Genomic DNA, 19,376 nt, shown 5'->3' with positions numbered 1-19,376 from the left:
CGCACGGATCTAACTGAGAGGTGCGGGGAATAATATCCCTCATCGACTCAACCCAGCGATTTAAGCGGTTCTTCGACAGTAGCAGCCGTGCGATGTTGCAAGACTGTCTATTTCGCATCGTCAATGACGAAGATGGTACGGGTACGTTAGAAATTCTTTGTCCTAATGAAGTCGTAAGACAACGCCTTTCTAAGAAAAAGCGCAAAATTACCAACAACATCAACACCTGTTGGAGCCATATCAGATGGTTTTCGCTATGCGTTCAGCAAGATAATGAGTTGGATTGCCAGAAGTTTACCCGTAACGGTGATTTGGTGACATCTTAATTTGGGAATGGGGAATGGGGAATAAAGAAAGTGTTTTCCCAATGACAAATGACGAATGACGAATGACAAATGACAAATGACAAATGACTAAAAAACAAAAATTTCCTTACCTAGTTGGTTCTAAGTGGACAGCACAGCAAAAAGTTGATGGCTGGCGGCATTTCCAAGTTGTCAATCGGAAAAATCAGGGGAAGTGGGTTTACGCGGAAATGGTTGCAGCTTGCGATCCTAAAGTCCGTTTTTGGATAAATGCCAAATTATTACAAGATAACTCCCAGTGGCAAGCTGGTTGGCAAACATTGCAGGAAATCCAGGAAATTAAAACTGAGGTGTCCTAATTGCCTTAAGCCGCACAGCCAAAAGATTTTAACCTCACTTCCATTGCTCTCTCTTTTAGGAAAGAGGCTTTGAATCTTACTACCCAACACTAGTAGGGAAGGGGGGTTAAGTCTGTCATAGGACTCAACCCAGAAACACGATATCTTGCAAATTAATAATATTTTACAAAATCACACTAACTCACTCTCAAGCAGCAATTAAATGGTTTGCTCTACCGATTGAAAACTGCCAGATTATCTGCGATACCTTTGGTGAGCTACGCTAACGCAAATTGCAGTAGTATTTCCAGCATCAGGCTGCATATACCTCTGTTTGCCCTAACCCTGCGCCCCAATGCCTTGAAAACAGGTTCTAAAAACATTAGCTAATTCTATGAAAAGCATTCAAAAAAAACGATTTCAGTTTTTTGCTTTTTGTAACTCTTTTTATAAAAATAGATAATAAAAACTTTTTATTGTCTATTTTTAAATCTTTTAAGGTCTTTAAAATTCATAAAAACCTAAATAAATTTAATTAAGCTTGAATTCATCGTCTAAGACTGTTTTACAGATTAGGAGCCACTTTCTTTTCTAAGTAATTTGCCCAATAATGACATCAACAGACCTCACGCATCGCCATCTCAGGAAAGGTGAAGGCAAATGTTTGAGCCACAAGTTTGACAAGAAGCTATAAGAGGGAAACAACAGTGAAACTAGCAGTCTACGGAAAAGGTGGTATCGGTAAATCCACAACTAGCTGTAATATATCCGTCGCCCTAGCTAAACGTGGCAAGAAAGTGCTGCAAATTGGTTGCGACCCAAAACATGACAGCACCTTCACCCTGACTGGGTTTTTGATTCCGACAATTATCGACACTCTCCAAGAAAAAGACTATCACTACGAAGATGTCTGGCCGGAAGATGTAATTTATAAAGGCTACGGCGGCGTTGATTGCGTAGAAGCTGGCGGCCCACCTGCGGGTGCTGGATGTGGCGGCTACGTAGTCGGTGAAACCGTAAAATTACTTAAAGAACTCAACGCCTTTGATGAGTACGATGTAATTCTCTTTGACGTTCTGGGTGACGTAGTTTGTGGTGGTTTTGCAGCACCACTCAACTATGCAGATTACTGCCTGATTGTTACAGACAACGGCTTTGATGCTTTATTTGCTGCCAATCGGATCGCTGCTTCAGTCCGCGAAAAAGCAAGAACTCACCCACTGCGTTTAGCTGGGTTAATTGGCAATCGCACCTCCAAGCGCGACTTGATTGAAAAATATATAGAAGCAGTGCCCATGCCAGTTCTAGAAGTTTTACCTTTAATCGAAGATATCCGCGTTTCCCGTGTGAAAGGGAAGACTTTGTTTGAAATGGCAGAGCAAGATCCTTCCCTAGACTACGTTTGCGACTACTATCTCAACATCGCTGACCAAATTCTGGCACGTCCCGAAGGTGTTGTGCCAAATGACTCACCAGATCGTGAGTTGTTCTCTTTGTTATCCGATTTTTATCTAAATCCGGGTAAACCCCAGGTTCCTAATTCAGAAGAGGAACTAGACTTGATGATTGTATAAATCACCAAGTTCTCAGGATGGGGGACAATAATATGGCTTTCTTTCACAGTTTTACGGATTCAATAAAGCAAAAGTGGTTGCAATTTTTCCAGAATAATCGAGACTGGATTACCCTGCACATGGAAGTGGAATCAGTGTACACCCCTGATGGCGGGAAGCGACCACCTTCCTACCTCATCCTGGGAGTTCTTAACGCCCTAGAGCCAAAACTAGCGCAGTTAATGTTGCCCTTTGCCAAACTCAATCCTGACGCCGATACCCTGATTGAAGTGCTGGATTTGCATTTTGACCCAGATTTAGCTCTCGGTAATCGCTTCGTCGTCAACCCAGATGCAGAAAAATACGTAGAAGAAGCAGCATCTGTCATTGATGAAAAGCCTGAAGATGAAACATTGACACACGCTCATACCAATGGCTTTGTGGCGGTGGCGGTAGTTGAAGAGTTCACAATTGTGGATTCTGAGGATGAAAGCCTGGGAATCAGCGAGTTGGAAGAAACGGAAAATGGCTTTGGCGATATTTCCTTAACCAACGGACACAACTCAAAAGATGAGTCTCTCCAAAGCTCTAGTTTAGAAGCAGATGAGTTTGGGGAAATTGCCTTCGATACAACAGCTGCAACGGAAGTAAAGCTCGATGAAGACGAAGACGAGGCGCTTGGAGATAGTCCACTAGATGAGAATGCGTTTAAAGACGTGTTATCAGATGTCTGGGGTGATGAAACAGCTTTACAAAAGGCTGAAGAAAATAACGATTTTTTGGGGGAAGAACTGCCAGCAGGCGTTTTTGATGAATCAGAAATTGCCCGCCTCTTCCCCAACGCTTAATTATTGCCGTTCTTCGCAATTTTAAGTTTTAGATTTGGGACTTCGGCTACGCTCAGTCGAACGGTTTTGGATGAGGAATTAGGGAAATTGTCGTTAGACAGAGGATACTTTTGTTGTCCCAGCCTTCAATCCAAAATTATCAATCTAAAATCTAAAATTGGTCGATCTGCCATTAAATATCAAGGGGAGAAAAAACCAAAATGACTGTCGCTCAACAACCAGAAGCTTTAAACTTTGAATGTGAAACCGGGAATTACCATACCTTTTGCCCAATTAGCTGTGTGGCGTGGTTATACCAAAAAATTGAAGATAGCTTCTTTTTGGTGATTGGGACAAAAACTTGTGGCTACTTCCTGCAAAACGCGATGGGGGTGATGATTTTTGCTGAACCCCGCTATGCAATGGCAGAGTTGGAAGAGGGCGATATTTCGGCACAGCTGAATGATTATGAAGAGTTAAAGCGGTTGTGCTTGCAAATTAAACGCGATCGCAATCCTAGTGTAATTGTCTGGATTGGCACTTGCACTACCGAAATTATCAAAACCGATTTGGAAGGCTTGGCACCGAAGCTAGAATCTGAAATCGGGATTCCCATCGTTGTAGCGCGGGCAAATGGTCTAGATTACGCCTTTACCCAAGGGGAAGACACGGTATTAGCCGCAATGGCTAACCGTTGCCCTGATAAGGCTCCTGTGGCGGAAACAGAGAAAAGTGAACGCAATGCGATCGCAAAATTGCTCAACTTCGGTAAAAAGAAAGAAGATGTCGCCCAAGATGAATCTGAGTACGTAGATCATCCACCCTTAGTTCTTTTTGGCTCCCTGCCCGACCCCGTAGTTACTCAGTTAACCTTGGAACTGAAGAAACAAGGTATCAAAGTTTCCGGCTGGCTACCCGCGAAGCGCTTCACAGAATTGCCAGTACTGGAAGAAGGGTATTATGTCGCTGGTGTCAACCCCTTCCTCAGCCGCACAGCTACTACGTTGATGCGCCGCCGCAAGTGTAAACTCATTGGCGCACCCTTCCCCATTGGCCCCGATGGCACTCGCGCTTGGATTGAGAAAATCTGCTCGGTGTTCGGTATTACTCCCAAGGGTTTGGATGAACGGGAAGCACAAATTTGGGCAGGCTTGGAAGATTACGTAAAACTGATTCGCGGTAAGTCTGTATTCTTTATGGGTGATAACTTGCTGGAAATCTCCCAAGCAAGATTCTTAATCCGTTGTGGGATGACAGTTCACGAAATCGGCATTCCCTACATGGATAAGCGCTATCAAGCTGCTGAGTTGGCATTGCTGGAGAAAACTTGCCAGGAAATGAATTCACCTCTGCCAAGGATTGTAGAGAAGCCGGATAATTACAATCAACTTCAACGGATTTATGAGTTGAAACCAGATTTGGTAATTACTGGTATGGCTCACGCGAATCCGTTGGAAGCACGCGGTATTAATACTAAGTGGTCTGTGGAGTTCACTTTTGCTCAAATTCACGGCTTTACAAATGCGCGTGACATATTAGAGTTGGTGACTCGTCCGTTGCGTCGGAATAATAATTTGAAAGATTTGGGTTGGGATAAGTTGGTGAGAGAAGAAGCGAAGATTTAAATTTGGGTTTTGATTGAGCAACAGCATATAATTAAGGCGAACCCAAAAAGTTCGCCTTTTTTGTCTCACAAAGGCGCAAAGGAAAATCGTCTAACAATAGTTCCAATCAGGTGGATATCGCTAAATCATAAATTGGAGAAAATTCAACCATTAGAGTTAATTATGCTTAAGCTCAATCTACAAAAGCTACCATTTCTAGAGTCTATTGGTTGGCAGCTAAAAAATGTATATCAAATGAGTGAGAAAGAAATTGTTCAATTGTATCAACGCAATTGGCATCATCAAACTACCTTCAATAATTTAAAACAAGAAGAAAAAGATTTTGTTCATTATTTAGCAAAAAAATATAACTCCTGGATACTACCGGATTTTGAAATGTTTCATCTCGATCATCATAATAATATACTTAAAATCCTTAATGCTTTCAATCCAGAAGTTTTCAAAAAAGCTTATGCATACTTTGGTGGTGGTACACTCTTGGCTTTAGAATATGATGAATACAGGCTTAGTAAAGATATTGATTTCCTCTTCCCTTATGGAGCGGAAAATTACAGATATTTAAGAAATTTGATTTACGATGAAGGAATTGTGGCATTATTTCAAAGTACAACAGATATCGAATTAGGCGACAGTACAATAAATCAATATGGTATTCGTTTCCTTGTTGTAGTCAATGAAACAACTATTAAAATAGAAATTGTAGCCAATGGGATTTTTACTTTAGACCCTCCTGTTTATCCAGAATGGACAAAAATACCTTGTCTGAGTATAAGCGATAGATTTACATCAAAACTAATGGCTAATGCTGACCGATGGAATGATTCGAGTACACAATCTAGAGATTTGATTGACTTAGCAATATTGCGTGTAAATAACGAAATCCCCGCACGTGCAATTGCTAAAGCCGAAGAAAGCTACGAAGTAAGAAAGCCATTAGTTAAAGCCATCACTAACTTTACCAAAAAAGAAAAATATAGAGATAAATGTTTTCATGAATTAAATATACCTGAAGAAAAATTTCCAATAATAATGGATGGAATAAATTGGCTTCTTGTTGAATTTGAATCTATGAATTAAAGTAATTTAAAATGCAATCATGACTACAAAACGAGTAAAATTTTATTATTATTGATATAGGTGATGGAATTATTTTAAAGCCTAAGAAACTTTTTCCAGAAACTAAATTAGATGATGTAGCAGATTGCTTAAAATATCAAGGTAAACCCAAAATGGAGGATATGGATAATGCAATTTGCCAAGGGATAGAGAAATTGTGACAGAAAATGACTGAGGATTTTCAACTAGAATTTGCCAAGCGTGTTCTCAGACCTAAAATTGCTCAATTTGAACTTGAAAGAATAACAACCGATACAGTAAATCTGTATATCTCTCAATTAGAAAAAAATATTTCTAGCATTCAAGGCAATTACAATGTACCTCAAGGAGAGTGGCAGCGTTATCTTAATGATATTGCTATTACAATCAATGATAATGAAGGAGTTACTTCTAACCTATCATTGAAAGCATTAGTAGGTGGGGGTAGTTACTTATTTGTTAAAGCTGCACTTCCTGGCGCGGTAAAGATTGGAAGTACGCTTGCTATTAAATTTGCAGGTAAAGCTGGTGCAAAAATGGCTGCAAAAACTGGTGGTGCGATTGCTGGAAAGAGAGGCGCAGAACTTTTAGATCCAATTATTGGCATAGGTATAATTATCTGGGATTTGTGGGATTACAACCACACGGTAAGCGTAAATAGACCAATTTTGCGAGTAGCAATTTACGACTATTTGGATGAAGTCAAGAATTCACTACTTGATAACCCTGCAAATGGTATTATGATGTCAATTCATCAATTAGAAGATGGCATTATGAAGTCAGTGGGATCAGCTAATCATCGAGTTTAATTAGTGTACCGAGATTCATAATATACTGAACTATTTAATCTTAAGCTACTGCTATATTTAGGCGATCGCTCTTTTTAACGAACCGTCCACGCTAATAAAGAAAAACGATCGCTCTTTTTTAACCAGAAGATGCAGAGCGATCGCAGATACAATCATAAGTAAAAGCAAGCAGGTAGAAAATGGCTGAAATTGTCACCCTTCAACTCCCTGAAACACTGGCACAAAAAGCAAAGGAAATCGCTGCTTTTACACATCGGCGACTTGAAGATGTATTACTAGAATGGATTGACCGCGCCATTACCGAACTACCTCTGGAGTCTCTACCGGACGATCGGATTTTGGCTATGTGCGATATGCAGATGGAAACTGAGCAGCAAGAGGTTTTCAGTGACTTGCAAGCGCGTCATCGAGAGGGACAGTTGAAAGATGCAGAAGTTCGTCAACTAGATGAACTTCTGCAGGTCTATCGACATGGCTTAGTAAGTAAAGCAAGAGCTTTAAAAGTAGCTGTTGAACGCGGTTTGAAACCCGCCCTAAATTAACAGCAATGGCCCGCTTTTACATTTCTGTAGAAATAGAACGTCGTGTCCGCAGTGCTGCTAGAAACCGATGTGGTTATTGTTTGAGTCCTCAGCGTTTAGTAATGGCACGTTTGAAAATCGAACATATTATTCCCATATCTAAAAATGGTAGCAATGATGAATCAAACTTGTGGTTAGCTTGTCCCCTATGTAATCGCTACAAAAGTGATAAAACTACAGGGTTTGATCCAGAGACGAGCGAAACGGTAAAGCTATTTAACCCTCGTACTCAAGTCTGGTTTGAGCATTTTGGCTGGAGTGAAGATGGTGTACGTATTGTTGGCAAAACGCCGACTGGTAGAGCAACTGTTGCAGTTCTACATTTGAGTGATGATGCAGATGCACTAGAAGTTCATAGTTATTGGGTACTTGCGGGTTGGCATCCTCCAGAAGATTGAATGAACCGCAGATGAAAGAGCGATCGCTCCATCCCCCAATAACTTCGATAAAATCACTATGGTGCTAGTTAAACCTCCCTAAATCTAATGAAAAGCGATATCTCCCCTTTGCAACTTTCCCTTCAACGTCCTGAACTACTTGCGCCAGCAGGTAATTGGGAGTGTGCTAAAGCTGCTGTGGAAAATGGGGCAGATGCAATTTACTTCGGTTTGGATCGGTTTAACGCCAGAATGCGGGCAGAAAATTTTACTGAGGCGGACTTACCCCAATTGATGACATTCCTGCACCGTCGGGGCGTAAAGGGTTATGTCACTGTCAACACACTCATATTTCCCAAAGAACTAGCAGAAGCACAGCAATATCTCCGCACAATTATTGCAGCTGGTGTGGATGCAGCGATCGTTCAAGATATTGGTATATGCCGTCTCATCCGTCAACTTTCGCCCGATTTTCCCATCCATGCTTCCACGCAAATGACCATCACCAGTGCGGCTGGGGTGGAATTTGCCAAATCTCTTGGCTGTCAATTGGTGGTGCTGGCGCGTGAATGTTCTCTCAAAGAAATCAATAAAATTCAGCAGCAGATTGCCCAACAAGAAACTTCGCTGCCCTTGGAAGTTTTTGTTCACGGTGCTTTGTGCGTAGCGTATTCCGGTCAGTGTTTGACTAGCGAGGCTTTAGGTGGACGTTCTGCTAACCGAGGTGAATGTGCCCAAGCTTGTCGGATGCCCTACGATTTAATCGCCGATGGTAAAGTTGTAAATTTAAAAGAGCGCAAATATTTACTCAGTCCTCAAGACCTAGCAGGATTAGATGTTCTGCCAGATTTAGTGAAATCAGGAGTAACCTGTCTCAAAATTGAAGGTCGTCTAAAAGCTCCAGAGTATGTTGCTAATGTCACCCGTGTTTATCGGCAAGCTTTGGATAGTGTAATGACAGAATTGGAAAGACCTAACCCCCTAACCCCCTTCCCTACTAGGGAAGGGGGAATAAAAGCTCCCATCTTTGCTATGCCTAACGGCAGGCTTACGCCAACAGAGAGAGACTGGGAGAGAGGTCAATCAGACCAAGAACATTACAACCTAGAAATGGCATTTTCTCGCGGACTCTACACGGGCTGGTTTGGCGGGATTAATAATCAGGAATTAGTTCACGCCCGCTTTGGCAAAAAACGTGGGGTTTATTTAGGTGAAGTCAGCCGCATTCACAACGAACAGGTAACAGTCAAACTGGAAGCGCCTGTAAAACCGGGAGATGGAATTGTGTTTGACTGCGGTCATCCAGAGGCGAAGGAAGAAGGCGGCCGGGTTTATGCTGTGGTATCCAAAGGTAAAGAAACCATGCTGACATTTGGGCGAAATGACTTGAACCTGCGCCGAGTGCATATAGGCGATCGCATTTGGAAAACCAGCGATCCAGAACTCGATAAGCAATTGCGGCAGAGTTTTGCTGGCGAGAATCCTCAATTTCAACGTCCGATTGATGTAGAGGTTTATGGAGAAGTTGGTCAGGCGTTGATTGCGATCGCCCGCGATAAACTCGGTAATATTGTACAGGTAGAATCTGCAACCTCTCTAGTTGAAGCGCACACCAAACCACTAGATACAGACCGTTTAAAAGAACAATTCGGTCGTCTCGGTAACACCCCTTTCTGTTTAGGAACACTAACCAACCACCTCAGCGGCGCTATTATGCTACCCGTAAGTGAGTTGAACCGGATGCGGCGGGAAATCGTAGCACAGTTGGAAGAATTGCGAAGTCAACCCAAACGCTGGCAATTAGCTTCTGATGTCTCTTTCCAAAACTTACTCCCCTCATCTCCCACCCTGCGGGAAGCTAAAGCTACATTTCCTTCACTCATCGTCCTAGTACGAAATCTCAAGCAACTCCAAGCCGCCCTCAAAGCTGGTATTGAAACACTGTATTGTGAATTTGAAGACCCCCGTGCCTACCAAGAAGCGGTGCAAATAGTGCGCCAGCAACAGCAAAAAAACAAAGCAGAAAATTCTTCACTTTTAACTGATAACTCAGCACTCCTAACTCCTAATTCCCAACTCCCCACAATTTGGGTTGCACCACCCCGAATTACCAAACCGGGAGAAAATTGGATTTTGCAGCAAGTACGCGCCTCGGAAGCGGATGGCTATCTGATACGAAATTATGACCAATTGCAATTCTTTGCAGCAGACCGTTGTATCGGAGATTTTTCGCTCAACGTTGCTAATCCCTTAACAGCAGACTACTTTCAGCAACACTTTGGTTTAGAACGGCTGACGGCATCTTATGACCTGAATATTACCCAACTACAAGACCTGCTCACTAGTTGTCCACCCCAGTGGTTTGAGGTAACAATCCATCAGCATATACCGATGTTTCACATGGAGCATTGTGTTTTTTGCGCCTTTCTCTCAACGGGTACAGACTATACTAACTGTGGACGACCTTGTGAAAAACAGGAAGTGAAATTAAAAGACCGTGTAGGTAGCGAACACGTTATTAAAGCAGATGTAGGTTGCCGAAATACTGTATTTAACGGCACTGCTCAAACGGGGGCCGAGTACGTACAGCGCCTCATAGAACTGGGATTACGTCAGTTTCGCATCGAATTTGTGAATGAAACACCAGAACAAGTGAGTAAAACAATACATTTTTATAGTCAATTATTGCAAGGTGAGATTACAGGTTCCCAACTCTGGCGCGAGTTGAAGTTACAAAATCAGCTGGGTGTGACTCGTGGCCCTATGGGAGTATCAGCACTGCGCTCATAATTGATTTTCTGAACGCCCAGCTTGAAAAATCTGTTCGGCGGTCAAATTCAATTCTGGGAAAGTGGGCGATACAATCCGGTCATTACCCCGAAACAGGTTAACTTGATACTCACCATCCACCAAATAATAAACCGAAATAGTCGGTTGTTTGGGATTACCTATATACCTTCTACCGCCCAAAGCTAAATAATCAACAATCCAGTATTCAGGAACACCAAAAGTTTCGTAGTCAACCAGCTTGGATGCATAGTCATCCCTCCAATTAGTACTGACGACTTCAATAACTAGTGGAACCGACGCAGCTTGAGTAACCGTTGAAGACTTTTTCCACATCGGTTCTGCTGAAAGATTCTTTTGATTGATCGCTATCACATCAGGCGAATAACCTGATTCTTTGTCAGGAACCTTAACCAGCGCTTGCTTGGGTATGAGGTATGGAAGTTTTAATCGTTTGAACTCTAAAGTGATTTCACCCGCTAAAAAACCATTAATCTCTTCATGATCTCCTACTGGCTGCATTTCAACAATTACCCCATCGTGTAGTTCATAACATCCGCTGTCTGGCTTCCAATTGAGGAATTCTTCAAAAGCGATCGTTTTTGGTAAGGCTTGAAACATCACACTTACTCCTGACTCTGGTTTAGAGATCATTAACCAACCCACGGTTAGAAGTTGGGGAATTATTTTCAAGATACTTTAAATAGATGAGGGTAACTCAATTAACTGTAATTACTATAAATGTTGACTTTTTAGTAGCTTGTTGGGAGAATACGTAAAAAATTAACCGTATGATTGACCATAGCGATCGCCTAGCTTCTCGTAAAGAAGGCAGATTTACAGGTGTTGGAGGACTTGAACTGTATTACCAAAGCTGGCATCCAGAGGGTAAAGTCCGGGCAATATTAGCCATTGTGCATGGACTTGGAGCGCACAGCGATCGCTACAGTAATGTAATTGAGCATTTGATACCCAAGCAATACGCTATCTACGCCTTAGATTTGCGCGGTCATGGACGCTCACCGGGTCAGCAAGGCTATATCAACGCTTGGAGCGAGTTTCGTGAAGACTTGGGAGCCTTTTTACAATTAATTCAGACTCAAAATCCTGGATATCCAGTTTTTCTCTTGGGTCACAGTTTAGGCGCGGTGATTGTCTTAGATTACATTCTGCGCTATCCCCAACAAGCATCATTATTGCAGGGTGCGATCGCTCTTGCGCCAACCTTGGGGAAAGTTGGAGTTTCACCGATTCGGGTACTTTTAGGAAAAATGCTTTCACGGGTGTGGCCGCGTTTTACACTGAATACAGGTATTGACATCAGTACTGCTTCACGAGATCCGCAGGTTGTAGCCGCGATCGCTCAGGATACAATGCGACATACCCTTGGTACTGCCCGTCTAGCTACAGAATTTTTTGCAACAGTTGATTGGATTAATGCTCACGCAGGTGATTGGCAATTACCATTGTTGATTCTCCACGGTGGTGCAGACCGAGTGGCTTTACCTGTGGGAAGCGACATCTTTTATCAACGGGTAAAGTATACAGATAAGCTGAGAATTGAGTATCCAGAAGCCTATCACGAAATTCAGCGTGACCTCAATTATCAAGAGGTAATGGCTGATTTGGAAGATTGGTTAGAGCAACATCTACCATCTGAGGTGACGCAGTTAGCACGAGGAAGCGCTGAGTTAGAGTTTCCCAGTTCTTAGCTTTCAGTACTGAGGCTCGATCACTGTATTATCAACTAATGCGTAAGCGTAGCCCGTCGTAGACATCGCCTCTCGATTTCTTGATGATAGAATTCTTGCATCGTGATTATTTTTTAAATGCATAAGGAGCATAATTTCTGATACCAATGTTTATATTATTTTGACGATGCATAATGGTTTTAATATAGTTTTTAAGACCTGATATTGTAACTAAATCAACTCTGTAATTTCCTCTTATATAGTTTTTTGTCTTGTATTCAAATCGGAAAGGAGCGGAGTCTACTTCTTCAATATGTATCTCTCCAGAATCAGTTAGTTCAGCCGTAACTAGTATGCCATCTAAAATAACAAGAGGTTGAAAAAAATTCCACTCAGTTGGTTCTTCTAAGATATTAGAAGTCGTTTTATTGCCATCCGATTTATTGCGTTCATAATAGTCTTCACAAGCTTTACATGCCGTTATAAATGCTGGATACCAGCGAGAAGGAGTATTAGGATCTTTAAAGGCCTGGTGTATTCCTGAGCCTTCCCAGCCCTTAATAGTTAATAAAGAATGCTTTGTAATATATTCAACAAGGTTGAATCCATCAGTAGGAAGATTAATACAATCAATTAGATTATTCCAAGCACAAGATTGAAAATACCGATCCGGATAAGTACGAAAAACAACCCAAGGCTGTTCTGATTTTTTAACTTCAGCACATATATGGAAGAAATTTGAAACACAGAACTTATTGTTAACTTCTAAATGTGCTGAATAGTAAGCATAAATATCAATTTCTCTACTTTTATTTTCATCTTTGTCAAAATAGCCTTGGCCTGCTTCTGCTTGCCATCAAAGTGAATGAAATGTCTTTATAACAAGCATTTCTGCTCCAAAACCAGATTTTTCTAAGTCTTTAATTATCTTCTTTTTTAAATCTTCATTCATGTATTTTTTAGGGTAATTAGTTTAATGTTTTTATCCTATAGGAATCCTACTTGAATATTGCTAATTATACTGATAAGCAAATTTTTGTATAACAAGCTTCTAAGCAGTTTAGTTGTTCAAAAATCAAATAGGAGCCTTAATTTTAAGAAAAAGGCGATCGCACCTTCAAATGCAGAGTCAATTATGTACATTATCCGAAAAATATATTGCTGAGGACTGAGAGTTTTTTTCAACCAAAATAGGTTCTCCCTTTACTCATCCACGGGTAAGAGTACAAATCTTATAAAGGTTTTCACACTCAAAGATTGCCAAAACTAGCTCTTTCCCACTTTGGTAAGAGGATGGTAAAGCTTTCCCTACCTCGCATTCCATATCAATTTCGCGATCGCGCCACTGTAACTTCCAAATACGCTTTTCGGTTATTGGTGCTTTAAGAGACTGAGCAAGAGCACTATACACCTGCTCTGCTTTGATATCATCTTTGGCTGCTGGCACAAAAAACTTCATAGGCTGAGGTTACAAATAACGTAGGTTTCATTAGCATCAGCGTAACGCAGTTACCAAGGCAATCTGCTCCCATCCCATGAGAAAAACTGTCCACTATCGCCGTCTTGAAGCTGTTCGATGACAGCCAATAATTGGGTAACAGTACGTTCTACTGAAAATAATTTTTCCGCAGGGACATTTCTTTGGAAAGGACGAGAAAGGCGGGTATCAGTTGTACCAGGATGTAATGTTATTATTAATGCTTTCGGACAACTTCTTTTATACTCAATTGCCGCAGTTCGCATCAACATATTGAGTGCTGCTTTAGAAGCCCGATAGCCATACCATCCACCAAGTTGATTATCGCCAATACTGCCCAATTTCGCAGAAATAGTGGCGAACACGCTGCGTTCTCCATGACGAAACAGAGGCAATAAATGTTTAGCCATTAAGACAGCACCAATACTATTTATCTGAAAGTAGCGCAGCAAATTTTCTGAATTGATCTGTTTTAAGTTTTTTTCAGGTTGCAAAGTATCTTCATGTAATAGTCCTACACAGTTGACTACCAAATGCAGTTTATTAACTTGATTATGTATTTTTTGAACAGCTTCAATAATCTGTAACTCATCAGTAATATCCATCTCCAAACAAATTAATCGCTCAGGATATTCGTTTGCAAGAGCTATTAACTCTGAGGCCGATTTCGGTTGACGAGAAGTTGCATAAATTTTAGCTATTGTGCGATCGGGTAGCAATTTTTTCACAAAACCTAAACCAATACCTTGGCTGGCTCCCACAATCAAAGCATTGACAGGATTAATTTCATCGATAAAAGACATTAGAGCAAAGCACCACCACAACTCGAACCACACCCAGCAGTACAACCATAGCAATAAGCAGCAGTTTGTACCTCATTAATTAAGTCTAAATTGCCAGCTTCTAACAATTTGCCAACTGTCAAAGTTTCACCATTACGAGTTTTTGCAGGCAAATTCATCATTTGGTTAAAGTCACAATCATATACATTGCCCAGATAGTCAATTGAAAGTTCATCGCGACACATTAAATGTTCAACTGTGCTGGGATTAAAATGCGACTCTAAAAACTGCAAATAGCTAGCGTACAGTTTTCTTCGTTCTAAATGCATTTTTGTTCTACCAACTGGTAAATTGGTAAAGGTAAAGAGGTTGTTAAACACAATATTAAAATGTTCTTGTAAGAACATTTTGTAATCTCGTTCTAGATTGCTCTGTTCGGGAGCTAAAGAAAATTTTTCATCGGTGGGTAACTGGGGATTAAAAACCAAGTCCAAAATTAAATTTTGGTCTTTACCATAGCCAATTTGGTTAAGCCACTGCAAAGCTTTGACTGAACTATCAAAAACACCAGTACCTCGCATTTTATCAACATTATCTGCTAGGTAACAGGGTAGAGAAGCCACAATTCTTACTTGATGTTGGGCAAAGTATTCTGGTAAATCACCAAATCCATCTTCAAAATAAATCGCCAAATTAGACCGGACAATAACTTGTTTACCAGTTGCTTTTGCTGCTTCTACCAGTGGCTTAAATCCATAATTCATTTCAGGTGCGCCACCAGTCAAATCCACAATTTTAATCTCAGGAAATTTATGGATTAGTGAAATCAATTGTTCGCAAATTTCAGGAGAAAGTTCTTCTGTACGTTTTGGCCCGGCTTCTACATGACAGTGTGTACAAGCAAGATTACAACGCTTACCTAGATTAATTTGTAAAACAGTGATTCCTTTTTTTGTCAAAGGTGAACTGAGTTTATTTTTAAAGGCTGTGACTGCTGTATCTAGTATAATTTTTGCTTGAGTTTGCATTAGTTACTACTCCTAAAAAATTGCACAAAAATTTTCAATTTTTCTAACCTTGCAATAATCTATAGGTTATTGCACTAATAATTGCAGCAGTTGGTAAAGTTAAAATCCACGATAGGAAAATTTGATAAAAAACACGAGTATTAGATTTAGATTTTTTGTTAATTAATCCAACACCAAAAATAGAACCAACTGAAACTTGAGTGGTAGACACTGGAAGCCCAAACCAAGTAGCTGCAATGACCAGAATACCAGTTACTATATTTGCTGATAAGCCTTGAGTATGATTCATTGAAGTAATCTTTTCACTCATGGTTATTGCAACTTTTTGGGAGTTGAGTAAACCGCCAAGTGCCATTGCGATCGCTATCAAGATCGCTCCTCCCTGAATCGAGAAATACTCAATAATTAGAAGGAGTGAAACAATCTTAGGAGTAGCATTGAATCCTCTAGCAAAACTGACAATTCCAGCGCTTAAAAAATGACAAGCATCAATCATTTTTTGGTTGACTGGTAGATGCCATTTTGAATTAATATAGCCCGATAAGCTGTAAATTCCTGTGGACAAGGGAATAGCAACGATCGGACTGAGTAATAAAGGCAAAATAAAGGAAGTTCCTAAAGCTGCAAAATTAACTTGTAGTCCGATCGCAACTAATCCAGCGCCAACCAGCGCACCTGTTAAACTGTGAGTTGTGGAAATGGGAAACCCGATGAGGCTAGCAATGATTACAGTCAATCCAGTGGCGATCGCGACTGCAAGATGAAACTCTGGAGAATTAGCGATCGCATCAGGTAATAGTCCTTTTCCAGAGAAGTTTTTAATTAACGCTCCTGCCAAAAAAGTCGCAGTTATTGCACCAGCAAAAGTTGTGAAAGTTGCCCATAAAATTGCTGTTTGATAGCTGCTAGTTCGGCTACCAAACAGCGTCGCTACACCTTTAAAATTATCATTTGCTCCATTTGAATATGCTAAAAAAAGCGTAGCTAAAAACAGACTTATTAACAACATTTTGGAGTTTCTAAAAAAGAAGTCAGAATTCAGAATCTAGAATTCAGAATGTAATTAGTGAAAATATTGAAATTGTGCATTCATCACCCAGTTGCACAGAACCATTCTGTTAGCAGATAGCTAAGGTTTAGCCCATTCTGGCTCCTGACATCTGAATTCTTTCTTAAATAAATTAACAGCAGCCACCACCGCTATAGTGCCAGGTTGAATTGGTAACAATTATTTCTGTTGGGTTACTAACAGCAAGGTTAGCAGCCGTTTTATCACACACCGCAGCCGGAATACCTAGCTGAAGTATATGACCTGCCAAATCGTCAAAGAAAAGTTCAGAACCAACATAAATTGCTGTTTTCCCAGTGAAAATGCAAGCACCATCTTCTGGAATGACAACTTTAAATGAGACTGAATCCAGACTTTCTAAAAGTAGGTTTTCTTCTAAATTATAAGTCTGGGAATCTAGTAGGCGATAAGGACGACGGGCACGAATTTCAACTTGACCAAAACCAGCATTTATAATTTTTTCAGTATACTCTTGATATGTGAGTGCGCCTGATAAACACATGGCTCTCAGCCGCTCATCTTTTTGAAGATGTGCTGGGATGGGACGAGTCGCAATTGGATCGCTCATCTGCAAGCGTCCACCTGGTTTTAACACCCGATATGCTTCTTTTAAAGCACGAGTTAAATCTTCTGGTTCAAAGATATTGAAAAGACAATTTTGTGCCACGATATCGACGCTAGCATCAGCAACAGGTAAGTTAAAAGCATCACCTTCGCGGATTTCGACAAAGCTGGTGTTGAACCAGGGGTTTTCTCGAGCAGCAATTTCCAAATTACGTACAGCTGCTTCCCGCATAGCCCCAACCGGTTCAACGGCAATTACAGCACTTGCATAACGGGAAAAATAAGCGAATTGCAACGCTTCTAAACCGCCACCAACACCGACGTACAGCACAGTAGGTTGGTTTCCTAGTTCAGTGGGGTGAACAGTGGTGCCACAACCATAATTCATTTCCTGCATTGGCAAAGAAATTTTCAATCCTGGTAGTTGCAGAGGCGTACTTTGTACACAACAAAGTCCAACTTGCGGGGTTTGGGCAACTTCGTCATAGAACTGCGCTGCTGTTTCTAGATAGGTCATGCCACTTTGAGTTTTGGATTTTGGATGATAGCTTTGTGCATCCTAATATAATTAACTCTAAGTTGGATGAGTTTTTGTAGAGATTGCCAAAAACGCCAAAGTTTGCTATAATTGAGCCTTTTGCTTTTAGGGAATAGGCACTGAGGGAATAAGGAAGAATTATTGAAAAGTCTTTCGCTTGTCTCTCTCCAATTCAATCATGCAATGTGTAGCCAACACCGATCGCAGTTTGAATGAGACATTTTTCATTATTGGCTTCAAGTTTCAGGCGCAAGTAGTTAATGTAAGGTTCAATGATGTTGGCATCGCCCATGAAGTCATAACCCCAGACTTCCTCTAAAATGCGATCGCAGCTAATTATCTGTCGCGGATGGGCCAGCAAATATTCTAGTAAATCAAATTCCTTAGCAGTTAACTCAATTAACCGCCGATCTCAGTACACTTGTCGCGTGCGACGATTTAAACTTAGGTCTTCAAATTCTAAAACATCTGCGTACTCTACTTGCTTCTTCGTAGGCAAGTGCTGACTCTGGCTAATAATTCATCAACGCTGAAGGGTTTAACGAGGTAATCATCAGCACCAGCGTCTAAACCTGCAATGCGATCGCTTACTTCATCTTTGACGGTTAATAAAATTATCGGCACTTTCTGGGCGATATTCCGCAGGCGGCTGCAAATTTCCCACCCCGACAAACCAGGCAACATCCAGTCTAAAATTACTAAATCCAGATGCAACTCTCTGGCTGCGGTGAGTGCAGTTAATCCATCGTAGGCAATACTGACTTGATAGCCTTCATAATTCAATTCCAATTCGATAAATCGTGCCAGTTTGACCTCATCTTCAATCAGTAAGATGTGCGTCATGATGATCTTAATAATTTCAGCAGGATACGGGAAGCAACAATAGTGTTAGCTACTTAATAGCCAAACATCTAATTAGGTGTACGTTAGCTTAGTATAAACCTGAGTAAGTAACAACCGTAAATCTGCAATTACCGATCGCTGCTCGATCGAAGAACAATCCAACTGGCGATCAGCAATAAGCTGTGATATCTTCACCACATTCATCGGCGAGATAACAGAGCGCTCTAAAACGCAAACCAACCACTTCCTCGTATAGAGGATTTAATTTACACATAGGTGGAATATGAAATAGCTTCCGGCCAAGCAGCATGATGTCTCGCTCAAAGGGACATTGAGCAGGAATAGCTTTGCATAGAAAATGAGCCAATTTAGAGTTATGAATTTCTATCGTTTCCAACCACTCGCGGACTGGGTGCAGTAGATCGTTGTGTGAGTGAACTTGAATAAAGCTTGTCATAATTTTTTACCTTGATAATTTCAAACTAAATTGAGTTTTTTGTATTTGAACCTCTATAAATAAATACAGTTAGGTTTTGTAGTTTTATGCACTTAGGGACTTCCAAATAAAAAAATAATCAATCGCTTTGGGAAGACTCTTGTCCGGGGAGAGACAAAGTAGAGATATTGCTACCTTGTCTACCTTGTCCCCTTGTCCCCCTCGTCCCCCTCGTCCCCTTGTCTGCCTCGTCCCCTCGTCCCCCCTGCTCCTATTGGATGCAAAAATTGAGTAATTGAATTTTTGGATGTCCCTTATTATTTTTTCTTTGGTTTTCTACAGAGGTAGAAAGATTAGTGTTAACTACACATTCAAGTACTACAGTTCGCGATAATTTGTTCTGACTTTTCACTTCATATTGAAAAACCCATCCAAAACTGAACCCCGTAACCTTTCTCTAGTAAAGAAGCTCATTTTCAGGGCAAAAAGGCAGATAAGACAAGGCTTTTCAGCAAATTGCAACTATTTGACAAACATTTCGGCTCAATCCCTGAACGATGCAGAATTTTTCAGGTTACTGATAGTACTTTATGTTTCTATAGGACTCATATTTGATTGCGTGAAAAAAACTCAGTACAGCTTTATTCCTTC

General features: G+C 40.9%; 18 protein-coding genes and 2 pseudogenes. 12 read left to right on the top strand and 8 right to left on the bottom strand.

Annotation, left to right across the window (positions count from 1 at the left end):
- The first annotated feature begins 20 nt into the window (after window positions 1-20).
- The 11 genes and pseudogenes from RMZ95_RS33250 (at window position 21) to RMZ95_RS33200 (ending at window position 10,300) form a co-directional block, all read left to right on the top strand.
- Window positions 21-326: a hypothetical protein gene (locus RMZ95_RS33250; protein WP_409884439.1), complete on the top strand. Its 306-nt coding sequence runs from the start codon at window positions 21-23 to the stop codon at window positions 324-326.
- 83 nt (window positions 327-409) lie between these two features.
- Complete coding sequence (locus tag RMZ95_RS33245) at window positions 410-664, top strand: TIGR02450 family Trp-rich protein (protein ID WP_322672297.1); 255 nt, start codon at window positions 410-412, stop codon at window positions 662-664.
- Between the two features lie 686 nt (window positions 665-1,350).
- A complete protein-coding gene (bchL, locus tag RMZ95_RS33240) occupies window positions 1,351-2,217 on the top strand; it encodes a ferredoxin:protochlorophyllide reductase (ATP-dependent) iron-sulfur ATP-binding protein (protein ID WP_292774821.1) in 867 nt (288 codons plus the stop codon).
- Window positions 2,218-2,249: 32 nt separating this feature from the next.
- A complete protein-coding gene (locus tag RMZ95_RS33235; RefSeq protein WP_322672298.1) occupies window positions 2,250-3,044 on the top strand; it encodes a DUF5331 domain-containing protein in 795 nt (264 codons plus the stop codon).
- 200 nt (window positions 3,045-3,244) lie between these two features.
- A complete protein-coding gene (locus RMZ95_RS33230) occupies window positions 3,245-4,648 on the top strand; it encodes a ferredoxin:protochlorophyllide reductase (ATP-dependent) subunit N (protein WP_322672299.1) in 1,404 nt (467 codons plus the stop codon).
- A 162-nt stretch (window positions 4,649-4,810) separates the two neighbouring features.
- On the top strand, window positions 4,811-5,725 hold the full coding sequence (locus RMZ95_RS33225; RefSeq protein WP_322683521.1) for a nucleotidyl transferase AbiEii/AbiGii toxin family protein: 915 nt from the start codon (window positions 4,811-4,813) through the stop codon (window positions 5,723-5,725).
- Between the two features lie 44 nt (window positions 5,726-5,769).
- Window positions 5,770-5,925, top strand: a pseudogene (locus tag RMZ95_RS33220) (AbrB family transcriptional regulator); the annotation flags it as partial.
- A gap of 6 nt (window positions 5,926-5,931) precedes the next feature.
- Entirely contained in the window at window positions 5,932-6,552 is a 621-nt protein-coding gene (locus tag RMZ95_RS33215; protein ID WP_322683520.1) for a hypothetical protein, read from the top strand.
- A gap of 179 nt (window positions 6,553-6,731) precedes the next feature.
- On the top strand, window positions 6,732-7,094 hold the full coding sequence (locus tag RMZ95_RS33210) for a hypothetical protein (protein WP_322683519.1): 363 nt from the start codon (window positions 6,732-6,734) through the stop codon (window positions 7,092-7,094).
- A 5-nt stretch (window positions 7,095-7,099) separates the two neighbouring features.
- The gene (locus tag RMZ95_RS33205; protein ID WP_322671128.1) at window positions 7,100-7,531 is read left to right on the top strand and encodes an HNH endonuclease signature motif containing protein; all 432 of its coding nucleotides are present in this window, start codon (window positions 7,100-7,102) and stop codon (window positions 7,529-7,531) included.
- An 87-nt stretch (window positions 7,532-7,618) separates the two neighbouring features.
- Window positions 7,619-10,300 carry a U32 family peptidase gene (locus RMZ95_RS33200; RefSeq protein WP_322683518.1) on the top strand — a complete coding sequence of 894 codons (2,682 nt, stop codon included), beginning with the start codon at window positions 7,619-7,621 and terminating at the stop codon, window positions 10,298-10,300.
- Here the strand turns inward: RMZ95_RS33200 and RMZ95_RS33195 are convergent.
- Window positions 10,295-10,918, bottom strand: coding sequence for a Uma2 family endonuclease (locus RMZ95_RS33195; protein WP_322683523.1), 624 nt, complete (start codon window positions 10,916-10,918; stop codon window positions 10,295-10,297). The two genes, RMZ95_RS33200 and RMZ95_RS33195, sit on opposite strands and share 6 nt — an antisense overlap.
- 170 nt (window positions 10,919-11,088) lie before the next feature.
- Between RMZ95_RS33195 and RMZ95_RS33190 the strand changes: the two genes are divergently transcribed.
- On the top strand, window positions 11,089-12,009 hold the full coding sequence (locus RMZ95_RS33190; protein WP_322683517.1) for an alpha/beta hydrolase: 921 nt from the start codon (window positions 11,089-11,091) through the stop codon (window positions 12,007-12,009).
- Window positions 12,010-13,195: 1,186 nt separating this feature from the next.
- Here the strand turns inward: RMZ95_RS33190 and RMZ95_RS33185 are convergent.
- The 7 genes and pseudogenes from RMZ95_RS33185 to RMZ95_RS33155 all read right to left on the bottom strand — a co-directional run bounded on the left by RMZ95_RS33185 (window position 13,196) and on the right by RMZ95_RS33155 (window position 18,746).
- Complete coding sequence (locus RMZ95_RS33185; RefSeq protein WP_322683516.1) at window positions 13,196-13,435, bottom strand: hypothetical protein; 240 nt, start codon at window positions 13,433-13,435, stop codon at window positions 13,196-13,198.
- A gap of 62 nt (window positions 13,436-13,497) precedes the next feature.
- A complete protein-coding gene (locus RMZ95_RS33180; RefSeq protein ID WP_322683515.1) occupies window positions 13,498-14,268 on the bottom strand; it encodes an SDR family NAD(P)-dependent oxidoreductase in 771 nt (256 codons plus the stop codon).
- A complete protein-coding gene (arsS, locus tag RMZ95_RS33175; RefSeq protein ID WP_322683514.1) occupies window positions 14,268-15,275 on the bottom strand; it encodes an arsenosugar biosynthesis radical SAM (seleno)protein ArsS in 1,008 nt (335 codons plus the stop codon). Before arsS ends, RMZ95_RS33180 begins: the two co-directional genes overlap by 1 nt.
- A gap of 43 nt (window positions 15,276-15,318) precedes the next feature.
- Complete coding sequence (locus tag RMZ95_RS33170; RefSeq protein WP_322683513.1) at window positions 15,319-16,284, bottom strand: inorganic phosphate transporter; 966 nt, start codon at window positions 16,282-16,284, stop codon at window positions 15,319-15,321.
- 172 nt (window positions 16,285-16,456) lie between these two features.
- Window positions 16,457-17,425: an arsenosugar biosynthesis arsenite methyltransferase ArsM gene (gene arsM / locus RMZ95_RS33165; protein WP_322683512.1), complete on the bottom strand. Its 969-nt coding sequence runs from the start codon at window positions 17,423-17,425 to the stop codon at window positions 16,457-16,459.
- A gap of 193 nt (window positions 17,426-17,618) precedes the next feature.
- Window positions 17,619-18,289, bottom strand: a pseudogene (locus RMZ95_RS33160) (response regulator transcription factor).
- A gap of 169 nt (window positions 18,290-18,458) precedes the next feature.
- Window positions 18,459-18,746 (bottom strand): Mo-dependent nitrogenase C-terminal domain-containing protein, encoded by a 288-nt coding sequence (locus tag RMZ95_RS33155; RefSeq protein WP_322671137.1) that lies wholly within the window; start codon window positions 18,744-18,746, stop codon window positions 18,459-18,461.
- Window positions 18,747-19,376: the final 630 nt, after the last annotated feature.

The sequence above is a fragment of the Nostoc sp. DedQUE07 genome (assembly GCF_034530975.2).
In the GTDB taxonomy this organism is placed as follows: Bacteria; Cyanobacteriota; Cyanobacteriia; order Cyanobacteriales; family Nostocaceae; genus Nostoc.
Note: the sequence above shows the minus strand (reverse complement) of the source record. Positions and strands in the feature narration are given on the sequence as shown.

Bases quoted from the DNA above. Each gene is read 5' to 3' on its own strand.
- RMZ95_RS33245 (WP_322672297.1), top strand. From the start codon at position 410: ATGACTAAAAAACAAAAATTTCCTTACCTAGTTGGTTCTAAGTGGACA.
- RMZ95_RS33235 (WP_322672298.1), top strand. From the start codon at position 2,250: ATGGCTTTCTTTCACAGTTTTACGGATTCAATAAAGCAAAAGTGGTTG.
- RMZ95_RS33230 (WP_322672299.1), top strand. From the start codon at position 3,245: ATGACTGTCGCTCAACAACCAGAAGCTTTAAACTTTGAATGTGAAACC.
- RMZ95_RS33225 (WP_322683521.1), top strand. From the start codon at position 4,811: ATGCTTAAGCTCAATCTACAAAAGCTACCATTTCTAGAGTCTATTGGT.
- RMZ95_RS33215 (WP_322683520.1), top strand. From the start codon at position 5,932: ATGACTGAGGATTTTCAACTAGAATTTGCCAAGCGTGTTCTCAGACCT.
- RMZ95_RS33210 (WP_322683519.1), top strand. From the start codon at position 6,732: ATGGCTGAAATTGTCACCCTTCAACTCCCTGAAACACTGGCACAAAAA.
- RMZ95_RS33205 (WP_322671128.1), top strand. From the start codon at position 7,100: ATGGCCCGCTTTTACATTTCTGTAGAAATAGAACGTCGTGTCCGCAGT.
- RMZ95_RS33200 (WP_322683518.1), top strand. From the start codon at position 7,619: ATGAAAAGCGATATCTCCCCTTTGCAACTTTCCCTTCAACGTCCTGAA.
- RMZ95_RS33195 (WP_322683523.1), bottom strand. From the start codon at position 10,918: ATGTTTCAAGCCTTACCAAAAACGATCGCTTTTGAAGAATTCCTCAAT.
- RMZ95_RS33190 (WP_322683517.1), top strand. From the start codon at position 11,089: ATGATTGACCATAGCGATCGCCTAGCTTCTCGTAAAGAAGGCAGATTT.
- RMZ95_RS33180 (WP_322683515.1), bottom strand. From the start codon at position 14,268: ATGTCTTTTATCGATGAAATTAATCCTGTCAATGCTTTGATTGTGGGA.
- arsS (WP_322683514.1), bottom strand. From the start codon at position 15,275: ATGCAAACTCAAGCAAAAATTATACTAGATACAGCAGTCACAGCCTTT.
- RMZ95_RS33170 (WP_322683513.1), bottom strand. From the start codon at position 16,284: ATGTTGTTAATAAGTCTGTTTTTAGCTACGCTTTTTTTAGCATATTCA.
- arsM (WP_322683512.1), bottom strand. From the start codon at position 17,425: ATGACCTATCTAGAAACAGCAGCGCAGTTCTATGACGAAGTTGCCCAA.
- RMZ95_RS33155 (WP_322671137.1), bottom strand. From the start codon at position 18,746: ATGACAAGCTTTATTCAAGTTCACTCACACAACGATCTACTGCACCCA.